The 16,734-nt window shown below is 73.3% G+C and carries 18 protein-coding genes; 7 read left to right on the top strand and 11 right to left on the bottom strand.

Annotated elements, in window-relative coordinates; translation table 11 throughout:
- Positions 1 to 165: 165 nt before the first annotated feature.
- Positions 166 to 1,617 carry a purine-cytosine permease family protein gene (locus ACFVVO_RS23250; protein ID WP_390057499.1) on the bottom strand — a complete coding sequence of 484 codons (1,452 nt, stop codon included), beginning with the start codon at positions 1,615 to 1,617 and terminating at the stop codon, positions 166 to 168.
- A gap of 181 nt (positions 1,618 to 1,798) precedes the next feature.
- Between ACFVVO_RS23250 and ACFVVO_RS23245 the strand changes: the two genes are divergently transcribed.
- Positions 1,799 to 2,671 carry a serine hydrolase gene (locus ACFVVO_RS23245; RefSeq protein ID WP_390057498.1) on the top strand — a complete coding sequence of 291 codons (873 nt, stop codon included), beginning with the start codon at positions 1,799 to 1,801 and terminating at the stop codon, positions 2,669 to 2,671.
- A 351-nt stretch (positions 2,672 to 3,022) separates the two neighbouring features.
- On the opposite strand, the gene ACFVVO_RS23240 is transcribed toward ACFVVO_RS23245, so the two are convergent.
- Together ACFVVO_RS23240 and ACFVVO_RS23235 are read right to left on the bottom strand one after the other, a co-directional pair.
- A complete protein-coding gene (locus tag ACFVVO_RS23240) occupies positions 3,023 to 3,937 on the bottom strand; it encodes an NAD-dependent protein deacetylase (protein ID WP_390057497.1) in 915 nt (304 codons plus the stop codon).
- Between the two features lie 83 nt (positions 3,938 to 4,020).
- Positions 4,021 to 4,737, bottom strand: a complete 717-nt coding sequence (locus tag ACFVVO_RS23235; protein WP_390057496.1) for a DUF4232 domain-containing protein — start codon at positions 4,735 to 4,737, stop codon at positions 4,021 to 4,023.
- Positions 4,738 to 5,022: 285 nt separating this feature from the next.
- Here ACFVVO_RS23235 and ACFVVO_RS23230 point away from each other — a divergent pair, with 285 nt between their 5' ends.
- Positions 5,023 to 6,096, top strand: coding sequence for an NAD(+)/NADH kinase (locus ACFVVO_RS23230; protein WP_390057495.1), 1,074 nt, complete (start codon positions 5,023 to 5,025; stop codon positions 6,094 to 6,096).
- Positions 6,097 to 6,198: 102 nt separating this feature from the next.
- Positions 6,199 to 6,777, top strand: coding sequence for a hypothetical protein (locus ACFVVO_RS23225; protein ID WP_390057494.1), 579 nt, complete (start codon positions 6,199 to 6,201; stop codon positions 6,775 to 6,777).
- Between the two features lie 25 nt (positions 6,778 to 6,802).
- Here the strand turns inward: ACFVVO_RS23225 and ACFVVO_RS23220 are convergent, their stop codons facing one another.
- From ACFVVO_RS23220 to ACFVVO_RS23195, 6 genes are all read right to left on the bottom strand, one after another.
- On the bottom strand, positions 6,803 to 7,030 hold the full coding sequence (locus tag ACFVVO_RS23220; protein ID WP_390057493.1) for a hypothetical protein: 228 nt from the start codon (positions 7,028 to 7,030) through the stop codon (positions 6,803 to 6,805).
- Positions 7,017 to 7,331 (bottom strand): DUF6400 family protein, encoded by a 315-nt coding sequence (locus tag ACFVVO_RS23215; RefSeq protein WP_390057492.1) that lies wholly within the window; start codon positions 7,329 to 7,331, stop codon positions 7,017 to 7,019. The genes ACFVVO_RS23220 and ACFVVO_RS23215 overlap by 14 nt, the downstream gene beginning before the upstream one ends.
- A gap of 61 nt (positions 7,332 to 7,392) precedes the next feature.
- Positions 7,393 to 8,361, bottom strand: a complete 969-nt coding sequence (locus ACFVVO_RS23210; RefSeq protein ID WP_390057491.1) for a threo-3-hydroxy-L-aspartate ammonia-lyase — start codon at positions 8,359 to 8,361, stop codon at positions 7,393 to 7,395.
- A gap of 77 nt (positions 8,362 to 8,438) precedes the next feature.
- On the bottom strand, positions 8,439 to 9,608 hold the full coding sequence (locus ACFVVO_RS23205) for an alanine racemase (RefSeq protein WP_390057490.1): 1,170 nt from the start codon (positions 9,606 to 9,608) through the stop codon (positions 8,439 to 8,441).
- 76 nt (positions 9,609 to 9,684) lie between these two features.
- Positions 9,685 to 10,359, bottom strand: a complete 675-nt coding sequence (locus ACFVVO_RS23200; protein WP_390057489.1) for a transcriptional regulator — start codon at positions 10,357 to 10,359, stop codon at positions 9,685 to 9,687.
- A 106-nt stretch (positions 10,360 to 10,465) separates the two neighbouring features.
- The gene (locus ACFVVO_RS23195) at positions 10,466 to 11,242 is read right to left on the bottom strand and encodes an IclR family transcriptional regulator (RefSeq protein ID WP_390057488.1); all 777 of its coding nucleotides are present in this window, start codon (positions 11,240 to 11,242) and stop codon (positions 10,466 to 10,468) included.
- Between the two features lie 173 nt (positions 11,243 to 11,415).
- Between ACFVVO_RS23195 and ACFVVO_RS23190 the strand changes: the two genes are divergently transcribed.
- The 4 genes from ACFVVO_RS23190 to ACFVVO_RS23175 all read left to right on the top strand — a co-directional run bounded on the left by ACFVVO_RS23190 (position 11,416) and on the right by ACFVVO_RS23175 (position 14,708).
- The gene (locus ACFVVO_RS23190; protein WP_390057487.1) at positions 11,416 to 12,186 is read left to right on the top strand and encodes an SDR family oxidoreductase; all 771 of its coding nucleotides are present in this window, start codon (positions 11,416 to 11,418) and stop codon (positions 12,184 to 12,186) included.
- Positions 12,187 to 12,206: 20 nt separating this feature from the next.
- Entirely contained in the window at positions 12,207 to 13,244 is a 1,038-nt protein-coding gene (locus tag ACFVVO_RS23185; RefSeq protein ID WP_390057486.1) for an L-idonate 5-dehydrogenase, read from the top strand.
- A gap of 325 nt (positions 13,245 to 13,569) precedes the next feature.
- Positions 13,570 to 14,031: a cyclic nucleotide-binding domain-containing protein gene (locus tag ACFVVO_RS23180; protein WP_390057485.1), complete on the top strand. Its 462-nt coding sequence runs from the start codon at positions 13,570 to 13,572 to the stop codon at positions 14,029 to 14,031.
- A gap of 26 nt (positions 14,032 to 14,057) precedes the next feature.
- Positions 14,058 to 14,708 (top strand): CBS domain-containing protein, encoded by a 651-nt coding sequence (locus ACFVVO_RS23175; protein ID WP_390057484.1) that lies wholly within the window; start codon positions 14,058 to 14,060, stop codon positions 14,706 to 14,708.
- 494 nt (positions 14,709 to 15,202) lie between these two features.
- Here ACFVVO_RS23175 and ACFVVO_RS23170 read toward each other — a convergent pair whose 3' ends face one another.
- Together ACFVVO_RS23170 and ACFVVO_RS23165 are read right to left on the bottom strand one after the other, a co-directional pair.
- Entirely contained in the window at positions 15,203 to 15,808 is a 606-nt protein-coding gene (locus ACFVVO_RS23170; protein ID WP_390057483.1) for a hypothetical protein, read from the bottom strand.
- Between the two features lie 42 nt (positions 15,809 to 15,850).
- Complete coding sequence (locus ACFVVO_RS23165; protein WP_390057482.1) at positions 15,851 to 16,552, bottom strand: CBS domain-containing protein; 702 nt, start codon at positions 16,550 to 16,552, stop codon at positions 15,851 to 15,853.
- Positions 16,553 to 16,734 lie beyond the last annotated feature (182 nt).

Raw genomic sequence — 16,734 nt, 5'->3', positions numbered from 1 at the left:
TCCTCGGGAGGGAGTCGGACTTCAGGGGTGGGCGCGGGAAGGCGCGCAGCGAACACTGCGCAGCACATTTGCTGCGTCGCGCAGAAACATACCTTGATTCCGCTGCGCCGCGCAGCTAATAAATCGTCGGCGAGCGACTCCCCCGGCCCCGAGGGGTGCGGACGCTCAGGGCTCGCGGTGTTCGTGCGCCGCCTGCTCCAGGGCCTCCGCCTCGGCCTCGGCGAGGCGGGTCTCGGCCTCCACATCGATGGAGCGCGTCAGCCACCAGTACAGGAGCGCGGAGACCGGCAGCCCGATGAACAGCGAGATGTCGGCTCCGCCGAGCGCCTCGGCGGCGGGGCCGACGAACAGCTTCCCGACCGAGAAGAACGGGACCATGACGGCGAAGCCGACCAGGTAGGCGATGATGCCGTGCCACCCCCAACGGCCGTAGATGCCCCGCGGGTTGAAGATCTCGGCGATGGCGTAGTGGCCGCGGCGCACGACGTAGTAGTCCATGAGGTTCACCGCGGTCCACGGGATGAACAGGTAGAGCACCAGCAGCAGGAAGTCGTTGAAGTTCTCGAGGAAGTGGGCGGTCGCGGCGAGCGCGCCGACCAGCGAGAGCGCCGCGGTCAGCCCGATGGTCAGCAGCCGTACGCCCAGGGTGGGCCGCACCCGCCGGAAGGAGTCCATGCCGCTGATGAGGGTCAGTGAACCGCCGTACATGTTCAGCGCGGTGACGGAGATCAGGCCCAGGGAGGCGAAGAGCAGCACGATCGCGCCGAACCCGTCGAACACCTTGTCACCGGCGGCGTTGATGGACCGGATCGTCTCGAAGTCCTTGCCGGCCCAGGCGGCCAGCAGTGCGCCGAGCACCATCAGCCAGATGCCGCCGAGCGCGGAGCCGAAGTAGGTCCAGTAGAAGGTCTTGCGGACCGTCACGTCCGGCGGGAGGTAGCGCGAGTAGTCCGAGACGTAGATGGCCCAGCTGATCTGGTAGCCGGCGACCACGCCGAACTGGGCGAGGAACGGGGTCCACCGGAAGCCGCCGAGGTCGAAGGAGCCCGCCGGGTAGTGCAGGGTGACCAGGACGCCGACGGTGAAGACGCCGAAGACGACGAGGAAGGCGTAGGTCAGGAGGCGTTCGGCCTTGTGGATGATGTCGTAGCCCACCAGCGCGATGACGAGCGCGACCGCGGTGACCACGACCACCCACAGTTTGACGCCTCCGTGCAGCGTGGTGTGCAGGGCGTCGGCGGCGAGGATGCTGTTGAAGACGTTGAATCCCGCGTACTGCACATACGCGAAGAGCCACACCAGGAGGGCGCCGACGTAGCCGAACTGGGGCCGCGACTGGATCATCTGCGGCAGGCCGAGTTGAGGGCCCTGGGCCGAGTGGAAGGCCATGAAGAAGGTGCCGATGACGGTGCCGGCGACGATGGCCAGCAGCGACCAGAGCAGGTTGCCGCCCCCGGTGATGCTGATCAGCCCCACCGCCAGGGTGGCGATCTGCGCGTTGGACATGAACCACAGCGGGCCCAGGTGCCAGAGCCTGCCGTGCCGCTCGTTCAGGGGCACGTAGTCGATGGACCGGACCTCCAGCCCGGACACCCTGGACTCGCCTGATGTGCTCATGACGCCTCCCGGAACTGTCATGCCTCCGTGGTCTCATTCTGCGCCCACCGGGATCTGTTGCTCTGCTCACATATCGCCCTGAAGGGGCCTTTTCGTGGCAGCGGTCACTTCACAGAGCGGGTGTTCTGGCTACGTTCGCAAGTCCGTGTCCCTGTCCCCCGCACCGCCGAGGCCTGCCACCATGCCGTTCCGAACCTCCCCCTTCCCGCGCCCGGGCAAGCGCGCGGCCGCCTGCGGCGCGCTCGCGGCGGCCGCGGCGACGCTTGTGGCGTCCGCCGCCGCGGCGGCCCCCACTGCCGCGCGGGCCGCCGCCGGCCCGGCGGACTTCCCCGCGTCGGTCGGGGCGCACGGCAAGGCACGGGTGACCGCCGCGGTCCTCGACCTGGACCGCCCGGGCCACGCGCCCACCGTGTTCGGCGAGGACACCCCCTACGACACGGCCAGCATCATCAAGGTCGACATCCTCGCCGCGCTGCTGCTCGAGGCACAGGACTCGGGGCGCGCCCTGACCGTCCAGGAGCGCGCGCAGACCAAGAAGATGATCGAGCACAGCGACAACGCGGCGGCGAACGCCCTGTGGCGGCGCATCGGACTCGCGCCGGGCCTCAAGGCGGCGAACAAGCGGCTGGGACTGACCGAGACCCAGGGCGGCCCCGGCGGCAAGTGGGGCCTGACCCGGACCACGTCCGCCGACCAGATACGGCTGCTGCGCGCGGTGTTCGACACCGGGCAGGCCACGAAGACCGGTTCCCGACCGGCGCTCGGCGCCGCGTCCCGCGCCTACATCCGCACGCTGATGAGCCATGTCGCCGACGACCAGTCCTGGGGCGTCTCGGCTGCCGGCCGCTCCGGGCGGGCCCTGAAGAACGGCTGGCTGCAGCGCGACACGACCGACCTGTGGGACGTCAACAGCGTCGGCCGGATCACGGCGGGCGGACACCACTACCTCGTCGCGGTCCTGTCGGACGGCAACAAGACGATGAAGGACGGCGTCTCGCTGGTGGAACGGGCGGCCCGGACCGCCGTGTCCACCACGGCGGCCCGCGCTTTCTAGAGCCCCCAGCGCAATCCGGTGCCGAGGCGGCCCGAGGGTGGGGACGCGCCCGTCAAGCACTGCGGGTGCTGTGGCGCCGGCCCCCGTACTCGGCGGCGGTGACGTGCGCCGGCCGGTCGACGTCGTCGCTCTCCCCGCGGCGGGTGGGCCCGACCGCCGCCGATACCGAGGAAACAGCGGGCCAAGGGGTGGGGTCTGCCGATACAGGTACTGGCCGGGCCCCCACACGGGTACCACCCGGTCGGGTCACTGCCGTGCGGGACCGCTCCGTCAGCCACGCCGCGGAACGACCGCGCTTCGACGCGGGGCGGCTGACGGAAGGGTCCCGCCCTGTGTCGCCGCTCCGCTCGCTCAGGGCCTGGCCAGGTCCTCGGGCTGCCCGTCGACGACGGCGACGCCCAGTCGGCCGGCCACCGTGGTGAGGGCTGCTCCCAGGGGGAGCGCGACGCGGGTGAGGGCGTGGCGGTCGCCTCGGGTGGGGGCCTGGTTGATGATCACCACCGGCTTCTCGGACTCTGCCGCCTGACGGACGAACCGGAGGCCGGACATCACCGTCAGGGAGGAGCCGAGGACCAGCAGCGAGGAGGCCTGGCGGACCAGGGTGCGGCAGTGCTCGACCCGCTGCGGCGGAACGGCCTCGCCGAAGAACACGACGTCGGGCTTGAGGATGCCGCCGCAGACCGTGCAGGGCAGGACACGGAAGTCGCCGACCTGGTCGTCGGTCAGGTCGGCGTCTCCGTCCGGGTTGATGCCCGCGGCCACCGGATCGAAGCCCGGGTTGGCCTCCTCCAGGCGCCGGGCGAGTTCGCGGCGCGGGCTGAAGACGCCGCAGGAGAGGCAGACGACCCGGTCCAGGCTGCCGTGGAGTTCCACGACGTCCTCGGTGCCGGCGGCCTGGTGCAGGCGGTCGACGTTCTGGGTGATCACGCCAGAGAGCAGGCCGTGCCGTTCGAAAGCGGCCACGGCCCGGTGTCCGGCGTTGGGCCGCGCGCGGCCGAAGGTGCGCCAGCCGAGGTGGCTGCGCGCCCAGTACCGGCGCCTGGCCAGTGCGTCGGCGGTGAACTCCTGGTAGGTCATCGGGGTGTGCCGGCTCAGGCTTCCGCCCTCACCCCGGTAGTCGGGGATGCCCGATTCCGTGGAGATGCCGGCCCCGCTGAGCACCAGCACACCGCCGATGCTCAGCGCCTCGGCTACCGGCTCCAGGTCCGTGGTCCCCGGCGGCAGGTCCTCCGCGGGGGTCCAGCTCAGGGTGGGGCGCATGCGCATGCCGCCAGGGTACGGAACCGGCGGCCGCGGCCCGTCCCCGCGTCGGTCGTCCTCGTCCTCGGCCGTGCCGCGGGGGACGCGGGTCAGACCGGCTTGACGGACGCCACCGCGGTCGCCGTGACCTTGTTGTCGCACTCGGCGAACACACCATCGTCCAGAGCCACCTGATGCGCCCCCGCGCCGGGCAGGCCGACCACCAGCGTCGGGTAGGCGGCGGGCTTCGCACCGGAGGCGCAATAGCCGTCGCCCTCGCCCTGCACCTGTACGAAGGTCAGCTTCACCCACGCCTTGCCGCCCGGCGTGAGCCGCACGCTCGACGCGGTGCCCTGCGGGGTGACCGACAGCGGGGTGTTGTGCTCGGGCGAACCGTTGCCCGCCCCGGCCACCGAGGGGTGGCCCCGCAGCACGCAGGACCCGCCGGAGACGTTGGTGAACTCCACGACCGCCGCACCGGTGCCCGTGCCGTCCGGGCGGTCGGCGGCCTGGTACGCCCTGGTCTTCAGGGCCGTCGCCGGGCACGGCGGCGCGGGCTTCGCCGAGGTGCGGGACACCGGCGAGGCGGGGGCCGCAGTGGCGGTCGGGGTACCGCCGCCGGCGGGCCGGGAGGCCGCGGGGGCCGGGCTCGTGGGGGCGGAGGCGGCGGGGGCGGAGGCAGCGGGGGAAGCCGCGGTGGTGGCCGGTGTCCGGGAGGCCCCGGCCGCCGGCTCGTCGCCGCCGGACTGGCATGCCGTCAGCGACAGGGCGGCCGCGATCACGGCAGCGGCGGATGTGGTGACTCGGACGGTGTCGCGGTACGGCATGGGATCCCCCGATGGTTCGAAGTGCTCAGGTCGACCGGCTCGGCGCCGGTGCTCACCCACCCAGACAGAGCCGCCTGACCAGGGGTTCCACGGCGCTTCACCTGTGACACGGCGGTGACGGTAACGGGGTCGTATCGGCACGGAACCCGGCACGGGAGCCGCTCGGCCGGACGCGCGATCAGGGCCGCGCCCGGGATGGGCGGGCCGCGGCCGGGTGGCGCGGGAGGTGCCCGCCGGGTTTCCCGGCGAGGATGGACTCCTGGGCGAACCGGCTGGGAGGCGGCTATGACGGTGAACCGTGTCGGCCTGGTCGTGCACGGCGGACGGGCGGAGGCCGTGGCCGCCGCCCGTACCCTGCGTGAGTGGTGCGTCGAGTACGCGGTGGCCTGTGCCGACATCGACGTGTGGCAGGAGGGCGAGCGGCACAGCGCCCGTGAGGAGATGGACGCGGCCGGCGATCCGGACCTGATCGTCACTCTGGGCGGCGACGGGACGTTCCTGCGCGGTGCCCGGCTGGCGGCCGAGAACGACGCCCTGGTACTGGGCGTCGACCTCGGGCGGGTGGGCTTCCTGACGGAGGTGCCCGCCCCGGCGGTGCGCGCCGCGCTGGACGCCGTACGGGAGGAGCGGATCACGGTCGAGAACCGGATGCTGCTCACCCTGCGCGCGTCGTGCCGGCTGGAGGTGCCGGAGCACATGGAGGCGCTGGTGCGCTACGGCCGCGGTCCCATGCTGCCGCCGCCCCGGGTGCGCGCGGAGTGCGAGATCGGTGACGACTGGGGCGTCGCCCTGAACGTCATGGCGCTGAACGACGTGGTGCTGGAGAAGCTGACCCGGGACCGGCAGGTGTCGGTGGGCGTCTATCTCGCCGGCCGGCTGCTCGCGGCCTACTCCGCCGACGCGCTGCTGGTGGCCACGCCCACGGGCTCGACGGCGTACAGCTTCGCCGCGGGCGGCCCGGTGGTCTCGCCCCGCGCGGAGGGTCTGATCTTCACTCCGGTCGCCCCGCACATGGCGTTCAACCGCTCGGTCGTGGCCGCCCCGGACGAGCCCATCGCGCTGCGCGTGCTGGAACGATCCGGGGCGGCCGCCGTCAGCATCGACGGCCAGGTGCGCGGCGTGCTGAATCCCGGGGACTGGATCGGTGTGTACGCCGCTCCCCGCCGGCTCAAGGCGGTCCGGCTGGGCCCGATGGACTTCTACGGGCGGCTGCGCGAGCGCATGAACCTCACCGACGCTCCCGCCGCGCTCGCCGACGGCGAGGCCGCTCCCCTGTGGCCGGTGACGACACCGCCGCCGGGCGACCTCGCGCACCTCGCGCTGCCCACCGCCCCGCACCGGGCGCCACCGCTGTCCTGACCCCTCGGCGGACGCGCGCGGTTTCCCCCTCCCCGGGTGCAACCATTTGCCATACCCGCATGTCTCATCTCATAACAGCATGGCGTGACCAAGGGGGACATCATGCGGAGAACAGGGGTAATAGCGACAGCTCTCGTCCTGGCGGGTGCCGGACTGGGCGGCGTGGCGACGGCCGCGGACGCGGTTCCGGCGGCCGCCGCGCGGGCCACGGCCTGTCCGACCGGCTGGGGCAGCGGAGCCAAGGGCGGTACGGCCACCGGGGCGGTGCCGCTGAAGAACATCAGGACCGGCCGGCACGACTGCTACGACCGCATGGTGTTCGACGTGCCCGGCGGCGGCCGCGCCGTCGGCTACCACGTCCGGTACGTCGACCGGCTCCGGCAGAGCGCCACCGGGCACACGATCCCGGTCGGCGGCGGGGCCGTGCTCGACGTCCATGTCGGCGCACCGAGCTACGATCCGGCGACCGGCGCGGTCACGTACCCGGGGCGGGTGGGCCGCACCCTGCCGGGCGTGAACGTCCACGGGTACCGCACCTTCCGGGACACCCGGTTCGCCGGCAGCTTCGAGGGCGAGACGCAGGTGGGTCTCGGCGTACGGGCCCGGCTGCCGTTCCGGGTCCAGCAGGTGTCGGGCCGGCTGGTCATCGACGTGGCCCACAACTGGACGGGCAGCCGCTGAGCGGATCCGCGGGGCCCGGCCCGCGTCACATCTGGGACCGGGTGGCGCCGAAGTGCGTCTCGTGGTTCCAGACGTGGCGGCAGGACGGGCACTGCAGGTGCAGCAGGCTGCCGGTGTTGGAGAGCAGGTAGCGCCAGTGCCCGCGGCACGGGCGCCCCTGCTCGCAGGTGGCGCAGCCGCGGCGGTCGTCGCACTTCGGGCAGGCCACCCAGGCGCGACGGCCGATGTCGGCCTGCGGATCAAGCGGCAGCATCGCCGCCGCCGCGCCGGGGCAGCACACCGGCCGCGATCAGTTCCTCGTACAGCCGCTGCTGTTCGGCGTCGAGGCCGGAGTACAGCAGGTCGTACGCCGCCTGCTCGCCGTGCAGTGCCGCGACGGGGTCCCAGCCGGCGCCCAGGGCGGCCACGGTGTGCGTGCGCCGGAGCATCTCGTGGGAGCTGAGGTCGACGGTGAACTCGACCGGCTCGGCGGTGCCGGGCCGGTCCGCCGGAAGTTTGCCCGCCGCGACGGGTTCGTCCGGTTCGCCAGGAATGATGGGTTCATGGGTGGACATGCGTCCGAACGTAGGTACGCCCCGGCCGCCGCGGCAAGAGCAGGTGGGCGAAGTCACAGGGTCAGCGGGCGATGAGTCCGGCGAACCTCTCGGTGTCGATGTTGCCGCCGGAGGCGATGACGCCGATCCGCCGCGGCGGGTTGTCGACGCGCCCGGCCATCAGGGCCGCCAGGGCGCTCGCACCGCTCGGTTCGAGGACGATCTTCAGGCGTTCGAAGGCGAACCGCATGGCGTGGACGATCTCCTCGTCGCTGACGACGGAGACGGCGTCGACGAGGCGCTGGTTGATCGGAAAGGTGATCTCGCCGGGCGTGGCCAGGGCCTGGCCGTCGGCGATGGTGCGGGGCACGGGGATGGTGACGCGTGCGCCGCTGGCCAGCGAGAGCCTGGTGTCGTCGCCCGCTTCGGGCTCCACGCCGATCACGCGGATGCCGGGGTGCAGCGCCTTGGCCGCGGTGGCGCTGCCGGCGATGAGGCCGCCGCCGCCGACCGGCACCAGGAGCGCGTCGAGCGCCCCGGTGTCCTCGAGGAGTTCGAGGGCCGCGGTGCCCTGGCCGGCGATGACGTGGGGGTGGTCGTAGGGCGGGATCAGGGCCAGGCCGCGGTCCTCGGCCAGGGCCTCGCCGAGCGCGGTGCGGTCCTGGGCGTAGCGGTCGTAGGTGACGACCTCGGCGCCGTATCCGGCGGTGGCCGCCAGCTTGGAGCGGGGGGCGTCCTCGGGCATCAGGATGACGGCGCTGGTACCCAGTTCACGGGCGGCCAGCGCGGTCGCCTGGGCGTGGTTGCCGGAGGAGTAGGCGGCGATGCCCTTGGCGAGCTGCTCGGGCGAGAGCTGGGCGGCGGCATTGTAGGCGCCGCGGAACTTGAAGGCGCCTACCCGCTGGAAGTTCTCGCACTTGATGAACACCTCGGCGCCGACGGCCGAGTTCAGCGTGCGGGAGGTGAGGACGGGGGTGCGGTGGGCGATGCCGCGGAGGCGTGCGGCGGCTGCCCGGACGTCGTCGAACGATACGGGTGATGCGGCGGCCATGCTGGTTCCTTAGGGCAGGAGCGGGCGGGGATGACGGGCGGGGCGGTGGCCGGTGGAGGCGGCCTGCGGGGTGCGGGTCACCAGCCGGCGACGCGGTTCCAGACCGCCTGGATCGCGGGCGCGGGGTGGCCGGGCCGGGCGCCGTCGACGACGTGGTAGCCGTGGTGCTGGGCGGCGGTGGCGCAGGCGTGGTTGGGCAGGACGCGCAGGCGGGTGCCGATGGGCAGGTCGGGCAGCCGGGCGCCGTCGCGGGCGGTGAGGGTGCCGTGCTCCTGGCTGGCGGCGGTCATGACGAGCCCGGGGACGAGCCGTCCGTCGAGGTCGGCGACCAGGCCGTAGCCCTGGTCCTGGGGCTGGGCGGAGGTGCCGCGGTCCCGGGACATGGCCATCCAGCCGCCGTCGGTGATGATCCAGCCGTACTCGGGGCGGTGGCCGATGACGGTGACGACGACCGACAGGGCGAGGTCGTCCAGGTCGCAGACGCCGAGGCCGGCCATGACGAGGTCGAAGAAGACGTAGTTCCCGGCGCGCAGTTCGGTGACGCCGGTGAGGTCCTCGGCGGCGTGGGCGGTGGGGGTGGAGCCGACGCTGACGACGGGCACGGGCAGGCCGGCGGCACGCAGCCGCCGGGCCGCCGCGACGGCGGCGTCGCGTTCCCGCTCCGCCGCCCGGCGCCGCTCCTCGGCGGTGTGGGCGAAGTAGGACTCGCCCGCGTGGGTCAGGACCCCGTCGAGGCAGTCCGCGTCGTGCAGGACGCGGCCGATGCCGACGAGCCCCGGCGCGTCGGGGCGCAGGCCGCCGCGGTGGCCGTCGCAGTCGATCTCGATCTGGGCGGGGACGGCGATGCCCGCCTCGCCGGCCGCTTCGGCCACGGACGACGCCTGTTCCGCGCTGTCGAGCAGGACGCGCAGGGTGACGCCGCGGCGGAGCAGGGCGATCACCCGGGGCAGCTTGTGCGGGTCGATACCGACGGCGTAGGTGATGTCGGTGTGGCCGCCGTCGGCGAACGCCTCGGCCTCGGCGAGGGTGGAGACGGTGACGGGGCCGGGTGTGCCGTCGTGCAGGAGCGCGGCGACGTCGAGGCTCTTGGCCGTCTTGACGTGCGGGCGCAGGGTGACGCCGAGGCGGTCGGCGCGCCGGGCGACCCGCTCGATGTTGCGCCGCACCCGGTGCGCGTCGACGACGGCGAACGGTGTGTCGGGGTCGGCCAGGGTCCGGGCGGGAGCGGGGGGCGGGGTGGTGGTCACAGGCTGATGTCCATCTTCTTCGGCAGGGCCGGGTACGACCGGCGGACGGCGGTCCGCGGCGGTCATGGGCGGCCTCTCACCTGGTGTAGTTGTAGACGGTGGCGCGGGACACGCCGAGCAGGTCGGCGATGGTCCGGGCGGCGTCGCGCGAGTCGAAGTGGCCCTCGGCGTGCAGGTGCCGTACGAGCGCCTTCTTGGCGTCCCGGCTCAGCGAACGCGGTGTGCCGCCGCGCTCGGCGGCGAGCGCCTCGACCGCCCGGCGCAGCTCGCGGGCGTTGCGGTCGCGCAGTGTCTCCAGCGGCTGTTCTCGGCGGTCGGTGTCGGTGGCGACGAGGTTGGACAGGGCGAGCGTGACGGGTGAGAGCACGGAGACGTCGAGGTTCAGGCAGAGGGCGGCGATGTAGTCGCCGGCGCTGTTCTTGATGCCGATCGAGGTGCTTTTCGCAGGGCGGCCGTCGGGGAACCGGTTGGGGTAGTTCTGGATGACGCCGGGGTACTCCGGGTCGGCGATCCGGGCCAGGCCCAGCTCGGTCGCGGAGTCCCCGATCCGGCGGCCCGAGAGACTGTTCTCGATCGCCCGGATGGCGTGCCGGGGGTCGCGCAGGTCGTGCAGGACCACTTCACACAGGCCCGGGAACATGCGTCCGAGTGCGACGGCGATCTTCTCCGCCTCACGGATGAGATGTTCGTCCGCCTCGGCGGCCGCGGACGCCGCCGCACCGGTGCGGCGGTCCGGCCCGGCGCTGTCCATGACGTGGTCCATCGGCATCCGCTCCGGAATCTGGACTGGAAATCCAACTCTGGACAGGAAGGCTAACCCGGGGCCTCGCCGCCGTCCAGAGCCGGATCGGCCCGGCTCAGCGGGCGGGCAGGCGGACACCCAGCTCCGCGGCGGCCGACCGCAGCACGGGAACGAGGGCGACCAGGTCGTCCACGCCGCGCCGGAACGCGGGCGCGGCGGTGGAGAGGGCACCGAAGAGGCTGCCGTCCGGGCGGAGGATCGGGACGGCCACGGCGCGCAGCCCGGCGTGGTGCTCCTCGTCGACGGTGGCGTAGCCGAGGTCGGCGGCGCGGGCGACCTCCGCACGCAGGACGTCGCGGTCGGTGATGCTGTTCGGCCCGTGCGGAGTGAGCTCGACGCGGTCCAGCAGGTCGGCGCGCACCTCGTCGGGGGCGAAGGCCATGAGCACCTTGCCCATGGCGGTGCAGTGCAGCGGTCCGTGCCGGCCCGGCTCGCTGCGCACGCCGACCGGGAGGGGGCCGTCGACGTAGTGCACGTACAGGTGCCGGGTGCCGTCGAGCACCGACATCAGGGTGGCTTCCTCGGTCTGCCGGGTCACGCGCTGCATGACGGGCAGGGCGGTGCCGGCGAACCCGTAGGCCTGCCCGGCCTGCTGGCCGAGCTGGAACAGCCTCAGCCCCGGCTTGTAGCGCTTGCCGTCGGGCTCGAACTCCACCAGACCCTCGCGGCGCAGCGTGTTGAGCAGCCGGTGGGCGGTGCTCACGGGGACACCGCTCTCGCGGGCCAGCGCGGACAGGGTGCTGCCGTGCGCGTGCTCGCCGACCAGGACGAGCAGCCGGATCGCCCGGCCCACGACGTCTGCCGGGACGGCACTGGAGTCATTGGAGGTCACAGCGACAAGGTATCCAAATTTCCACTGAGCGGAAGGATATTTCACTCAGTGGTTGACATTGATCCTCACGCATGCCCACGATGCTTTCCGTTGAGCAGACAGACTTTCCACTCAATGGGAAAATGATGGCTGCTGCTGGATAGCGGTCGAGGGCACCCAGGAGGACGACACACATGAGCCACCCCCTTTTCGACGTCACCGGCAAGGTGGCCCTGGTCACCGGGTCGAGCCGCGGTATCGGCAAGGCACTGGCCAGGGGTCTGCTGGAGGCGGGCTGCACGGTCGTCCTCAACGGCCGTGACGCCTTGGCACTGGAGTCGGCTCGCGCGGAGCTGGCGGCGGAGTTCGGGGACGCGGTCGTCGCGGAGGCCTTCGACGTCACCGACTCCGCCGCGGTCGCCGGCGCCGTCGCCCGGATCGAGGACGAGGTGGGGCCCGTCGGCATCCTGGTGAACAACACCGGGGCCCAGCGCCGCGCGCCCCTGCTCGACTTCACCGACGAGGACTGGCACGGCCTGCTGGACACCAACCTCACCAGCGCCTTCCTGGTCGGCCGCGAGGTCGCCCGGCGCATGGTGCCGCGGGGGCACGGCAAGATCGTCAACATCTGCTCGCTGCAGAGCGAGGTGGTACGCCCCGGCATCGCGCCGTACTCCGCCACCAAGGGCGGCCTGAAGATGCTGACCAAGGGCATGTGCGCCGACCTCGGGCCGCACGGCATCCAGGTCAACGGCATCGGCCCCGGCTACTTCGACACCGAGCTGACCTCCGCGCTGGTCGCCGACGAGGAGTTCAGCGCCTGGGTGCGCGGACGCACCCCGGCCGGCCGCTGGGGCGCCGTCGAGGACCTCGTCGGCGCCCTGCTCTTCCTCTCCTCCCCCGCCTCCGACTTCGTCAACGGGCAGCTGCTGTACGTCGACGGCGGCATGCTCTCCGTCCTGTGACCGTGAAGGAGCCCCTGACCATGCGAGCCTGTGTCGTCCACGGAGCCGGCGATCTGCGGATCGAGGAGCGGCCGTTCACCGGCCCCGGACCGGGTGAGATCGCGGTCGCCGTCACCCTCGGCGGGATCTGCGGATCCGATCTGCACTACCACCACCGCGGCCGGGTGGGTGACTTCGCGCTGCGCGAGCCGATGGTGCTCGGGCACGAGGTGGTAGGCCATGTCGCGGACCTCGGACCCGGCACCGGCGCACCGGACGGACCTGCGCCGGGCACTCCCGTCGCGATCCATCCCGCCACCCCCTGCGGCACCTGCGAGGAGTGCGCGCGCGGCCGGCGCAACATCTGCGGCCACACCCGCTACCTGGGCAGCGCCGCCCACACCCCGCACGTGCAGGGCGGCTTCGCCCAGCTCATCAGCGTGCCCGCCGACCAGGTCCGGCCGCTGCCGCCCGGGCTGAGCCTGCGCCGCGCGGTGCTCGCCGAGCCGCTGTCGGTGGCACTGCACGCCGTGCGCCGGGCGGGCGAGGTGCGGGGCAGGCGGGTCCTGGTCACCGGCGCCGGGCCGATCGGCTGCCTGGTCGTGGCGGCCCTGCGGCACGCCGGGGCCGCCGAGATCGTCGTCAGCGATCTGCACGAGGAGCCGCTGCGGATCGCCGCGGCGATGGGCGCCACCGCCACGGTACGCGCGGACCGGCCCGGTGATCCGGCCTGGTCCGGTGAGTTCGACGTCGCCGTCGAGGCGTCCGGCGCGCCGGCGGGGCTGCGCACCTGCGTGGAGCGGGTGCGCCGCGGGGGCACCGTCGTACTGCTGGGGCTGCTGCCGCCGGGCGAGGTCGGGCTGCTCGGCAATGTCACGGTGACCCGGGAGCTGGAGCTGCGCGGGGCCTTCCGCTTCGACACCGAGTTCGACGAGGCGCTGACCCTGCTGGCCCAGGGCCTGCACGTGGAGCCCGCCGTCACCCACGTCTTCCCGCTGGAGCAGTCCGCCGCCGCGTTCGCCACGGCCCGGGACCGCACCGTCGCCTCCAAGGTCCTCCTCGACCTGTCCGGGGACTGAGGAGGGGCTGGAGGGGCTGAGGTGGCTGAAGGGGGCCTGCCGACGGACACTACTGGTGGACGGACGTTTCCCGTGGTGTGCTGGAGGTAGCGGGAAGGACTCCTTGGAGACGCGGAGAAGCGGCTGGCGGCCGTGCACCGCGCAATCAGGATCCACGAGAAGCGGATGGCGTCCTTCCCGCCCGTCATGCGTCCTTCCCGTCACGCGTCCTTCAAGGCCTTCACGTCGGGGCCGAAGGGCCCCCGGTTCGGGCCCGAGCGGCCCGTGGTGCCAAGGGCCCGGGTGGCCCACGCTGGCAGCAGACGCCATGAAGGGAGCCGGTGCCATGACCTCCGCCACCACCACCTTGAACGCGGCTTTGCCCGCCGAGCACCGTGAACGCCTGATGCGGGCCGCCCGCGAGGTCTCGTTCGAGAGCGGTACCCGCCTGTTCGAGGAGGGCCGGCGGGCCGACCGCTTCTGGATCGTGCGCACCGGCACCGTGGCCCTGGACCTGCGGGTGCCCGGCCGCCGTCCCGCCGTCATCGAGTCGCTCGGCCACGGCGATCTGGTCGGCTGGTCCTGGCACTTCCCGCCGCACATCTGGCAGTTGGGCGCCGAGGCGCTGAGCCCCGTGCGGGCCTGGGAGTTCGACGCCGGGACCGTCCTGGAGATGTGTGCCGAGGACCCGGAGTTCGGCCGGGCGATCGCGGTCTGGGTCGGGCGGGTGGTCGCGCAGCGGCTGCACGCGTCCCGGATCCGGCTCCTCGACCTCTACGCCCCCTACGGCAGCGGCGGCCTGGTGTGAGCACCCGGCCCGGCGAGGAGGACACCATGCCAGGCACCCCGTACCGGGTGAACGACGTCATGACGCGTGCCGTCGTCGCGGTGGGCCGCAAGGCCCCGTTCAAGGACATCGTCGAGCGCATGGAGCAGTGGGAGGTCAGCGCACTGCCCGTGCTGGAGGGCGACGGCCGGGTGATCGGCCTGGTCTCCGAGGCCGATCTGCTGCCCAAGGAGGAGTTCCGGGACAGCGATCCGGACCGGCGCACCCAGTTGCGCCGGCTGCCCGACCTGGCCAAGGCAGGGGCGGTGACGGCGGACGAGGTGATGAGCGCCCCGGCCGTCACCGTGCACGCCGACGCCACGCTCGCCGAGGCGGCGCGGATCATGGCCATGCGGCACGTCAAGCGGCTGCCCGTGGTGAACGCCGAGGGCGTGCTCGAGGGCGTCGTCAGCCGCTCGGACCTGCTCAAGGTGTTCCTGCGCCCGGACGACGACCTCGCCGACGAGATCCGGCGCGACGTCGTCGACGTCCTCTTCCCGGCCCCGGTCGAGCCCGTGCACATCACGGTCTCGGACGGCGTCGCCACCCTGACCGGCCGCGTCACCGACGCGACCCGCATCCCCCTGGCGGTCGGCATGGTCCGGGCCGTCGAGGGCGTGGTGGGCGTGGACTGCCACCTCACCTCGGCCGACGACTGACGCCCACGACACGGGGCGACAGGCCCCGGCGGCGAGGGTCGGGGCGGCTCCCGCTCGGCTCCCGGCGACTCGGGTACGTGGTCCCGCCACGCGTAGCGGACTCGATCCCCCGGCGCGGGGCCACGCGGCAACCGGCGGGAGCGACCCCGGACTGACCGCCGGGCCCGGCGCGCCGGCGGTCAGTCGGGCTCGGACCCCACCCCTCCCAGGCTTGGCCCCAAGGCAGTCAGCGGGGCCGGGCCGCACAGCGTGGGCACCCCGGCAACCGACGACGACCGAGCGAGCGGAGCTCGCCTCGGGCTGACCACCCCGCCCGGCCCGCCGGCGGCCCCGGACCCCACACCTCCGACGGACTCGACCCCAAGGCAGCAACAGACCCGGTCACCACCACGTGGGCACCCCCGACAGCCGACGACGACCGAGCGGCGGACCCGACAACCCGGCAGCGGGCCCCGGCCCTCAGTCCCTGAGCCCCCGCTCCTCTCCTCCCGCCCTCACCCCCGCCCCCCGCTGAGGTTGCGCCACTCGGGGCCGACGCGTTTCCACTCCTCGTCCCATTCGGTCAGGCGACGGCGTACGAGGGCGGCTCGGAGCAGCCGGCCGCCGGCCCAGATCGCCCCGGCGGCGAGGGGGCCGACGAGGATGCCGGTCAGGGCCGCCTGGAGGGCCGCCTCCGTCCTGCCCAGGGGTTCCGCCACCACCCGGTCGGCGTTGTCCGTCCACACCGTGAGCCGGGTGCCTGCCGGGGCGCCCGGCAGCACCTTGGCCTGGGCCTGGTGCACCGAGCCGACCGCGTCGGTCCAGCGCACGGTGACCCACACCCGGCCGTCGTCGCGTCCGCTCGTGGCGGGCGGCGTCGCCGGCGTGACGTCGGTGACCACGGCGGCGACCGGGTGCGCGCGGGCCCGACGCGCGGCGAAGTCCGAGTCCACCGTCCGTGCCGCCACCAGCCCCGCGACGGCTCCGCCGACGAAGACCAGGAGCCAGATGCCGAGCACGATCCAGGCCTCGACGACGTCGCTGTGCCTGCGCAGCGCGTTGCGCCGCCAACGCCAAAGCCTGACGGGGGGCTTGTTCGTGCGGGGTGACTTCGCCGGCATCGGGGGTGGCCTCCTCTCGGCTCCGCCTGCCGAAGGCCGCCGTCAGGCGGGGGCCGTCCGCCGCGGCTCCGGAAGGTCCGGACCGGCGTGCGGGTGGCGGCGCGGTCCGGTCAGGGCGCAGCGCACGTCGACAACACCGGGCACCGACCGTGCCAGCAGGGTGGCGAGCGGTACGAGCACGACGTCGTGGACGCGCCCGGTGAGGGTGACCACCCCGTCGCGCACCTCGACCCGCACCGGCGCCTCCACGGTGCCGAACAGCCGTACGACGACCTCCCGTTTGACGTCCTCGGCGATGTCCTCGTCGGCGCGGAGGAACACCTTCAGCAGGTCGGACCGGCTGACGACGCCCTTGAGGGTTCCGTCCTGGCCGACGACCGGCAGACGCTTGACCCGGCGGCGGGCCATCACGCGCGCCGCGTGGGCGAGGGTGGCCTCGGGCGGCACGGTGACGGCCGGGGCCGTCATCAGCTCCGCCGCGGTCACCGCGTCCGCCTTGCGGAGGTCGGCGAGGTCCTGCACCTGCGCGTACCGGTCCGGGTCGCCCTCGCGGTACTCCTCCTTGGGCAGCAGATCGGCCTCGGAGACCACACCCACCACCCGGCCGTCGGCGTCCAGCACGGGGAGGGCGCTCACTCGCCACTCCCGCATCGTCTGCACGATCTCCTTGAAGACCGCGCCGGTGCGCAGGGCGACGACCGTGCGGGTCATCACGTCGTTCACGACGGTCGGAGTGCCGTTCATGGCGTCCTCCCGGGGGCTCGGATCCCTTCCTGGGGCACCTTCAGCGTGCGGCCACGGCCTCGTCCGGGGGATGGGCCGAGTGGCCCGTTCCCGGGGCCGAAGCGGCCCGGACCACGGCCGGCCGCGTACGCCGAGGGACCTGTGGCCCCCCATCGGGGCCCATCGGCACTACGGACGGGGCG

The sequence above is a fragment of the Streptomyces sp. NPDC058145 genome, assembly GCF_042884245.1.
In the GTDB taxonomy this organism is placed as follows: domain Bacteria; phylum Actinomycetota; class Actinomycetes; order Streptomycetales; family Streptomycetaceae; genus Streptomyces.
This window is presented reverse-complemented; position numbering and strand designations above follow the sequence as displayed.

What these genes read in the sequence shown, in the direction of transcription:
- ACFVVO_RS23250 (WP_390057499.1), bottom strand. Translation starts at nt 1,617, where the DNA reads ATGAGCACATCAGGCGAGTCCAGGGTGTCCGGGCTGGAGGTCCGGTCC.
- ACFVVO_RS23245 (WP_390057498.1), top strand. Translation starts at nt 1,799, where the DNA reads ATGCCGTTCCGAACCTCCCCCTTCCCGCGCCCGGGCAAGCGCGCGGCC.
- ACFVVO_RS23240 (WP_390057497.1), bottom strand. Translation starts at nt 3,937, where the DNA reads ATGCGCATGCGCCCCACCCTGAGCTGGACCCCCGCGGAGGACCTGCCG.
- ACFVVO_RS23235 (WP_390057496.1), bottom strand. Translation starts at nt 4,737, where the DNA reads ATGCCGTACCGCGACACCGTCCGAGTCACCACATCCGCCGCTGCCGTG.
- ACFVVO_RS23230 (WP_390057495.1), top strand. Translation starts at nt 5,023, where the DNA reads ATGACGGTGAACCGTGTCGGCCTGGTCGTGCACGGCGGACGGGCGGAG.
- ACFVVO_RS23225 (WP_390057494.1), top strand. Translation starts at nt 6,199, where the DNA reads ATGCGGAGAACAGGGGTAATAGCGACAGCTCTCGTCCTGGCGGGTGCC.
- ACFVVO_RS23220 (WP_390057493.1), bottom strand. Translation starts at nt 7,030, where the DNA reads ATGCTGCCGCTTGATCCGCAGGCCGACATCGGCCGTCGCGCCTGGGTG.
- ACFVVO_RS23215 (WP_390057492.1), bottom strand. Translation starts at nt 7,331, where the DNA reads ATGTCCACCCATGAACCCATCATTCCTGGCGAACCGGACGAACCCGTC.
- ACFVVO_RS23210 (WP_390057491.1), bottom strand. Translation starts at nt 8,361, where the DNA reads ATGGCCGCCGCATCACCCGTATCGTTCGACGACGTCCGGGCAGCCGCC.
- ACFVVO_RS23200 (WP_390057489.1), bottom strand. Translation starts at nt 10,359, where the DNA reads ATGGACAGCGCCGGGCCGGACCGCCGCACCGGTGCGGCGGCGTCCGCG.
- ACFVVO_RS23190 (WP_390057487.1), top strand. Translation starts at nt 11,416, where the DNA reads ATGAGCCACCCCCTTTTCGACGTCACCGGCAAGGTGGCCCTGGTCACC.
- ACFVVO_RS23185 (WP_390057486.1), top strand. Translation starts at nt 12,207, where the DNA reads ATGCGAGCCTGTGTCGTCCACGGAGCCGGCGATCTGCGGATCGAGGAG.
- ACFVVO_RS23180 (WP_390057485.1), top strand. Translation starts at nt 13,570, where the DNA reads ATGACCTCCGCCACCACCACCTTGAACGCGGCTTTGCCCGCCGAGCAC.
- ACFVVO_RS23175 (WP_390057484.1), top strand. Translation starts at nt 14,058, where the DNA reads ATGCCAGGCACCCCGTACCGGGTGAACGACGTCATGACGCGTGCCGTC.
- ACFVVO_RS23170 (WP_390057483.1), bottom strand. Translation starts at nt 15,808, where the DNA reads ATGCCGGCGAAGTCACCCCGCACGAACAAGCCCCCCGTCAGGCTTTGG.
- ACFVVO_RS23165 (WP_390057482.1), bottom strand. Translation starts at nt 16,552, where the DNA reads ATGAACGGCACTCCGACCGTCGTGAACGACGTGATGACCCGCACGGTC.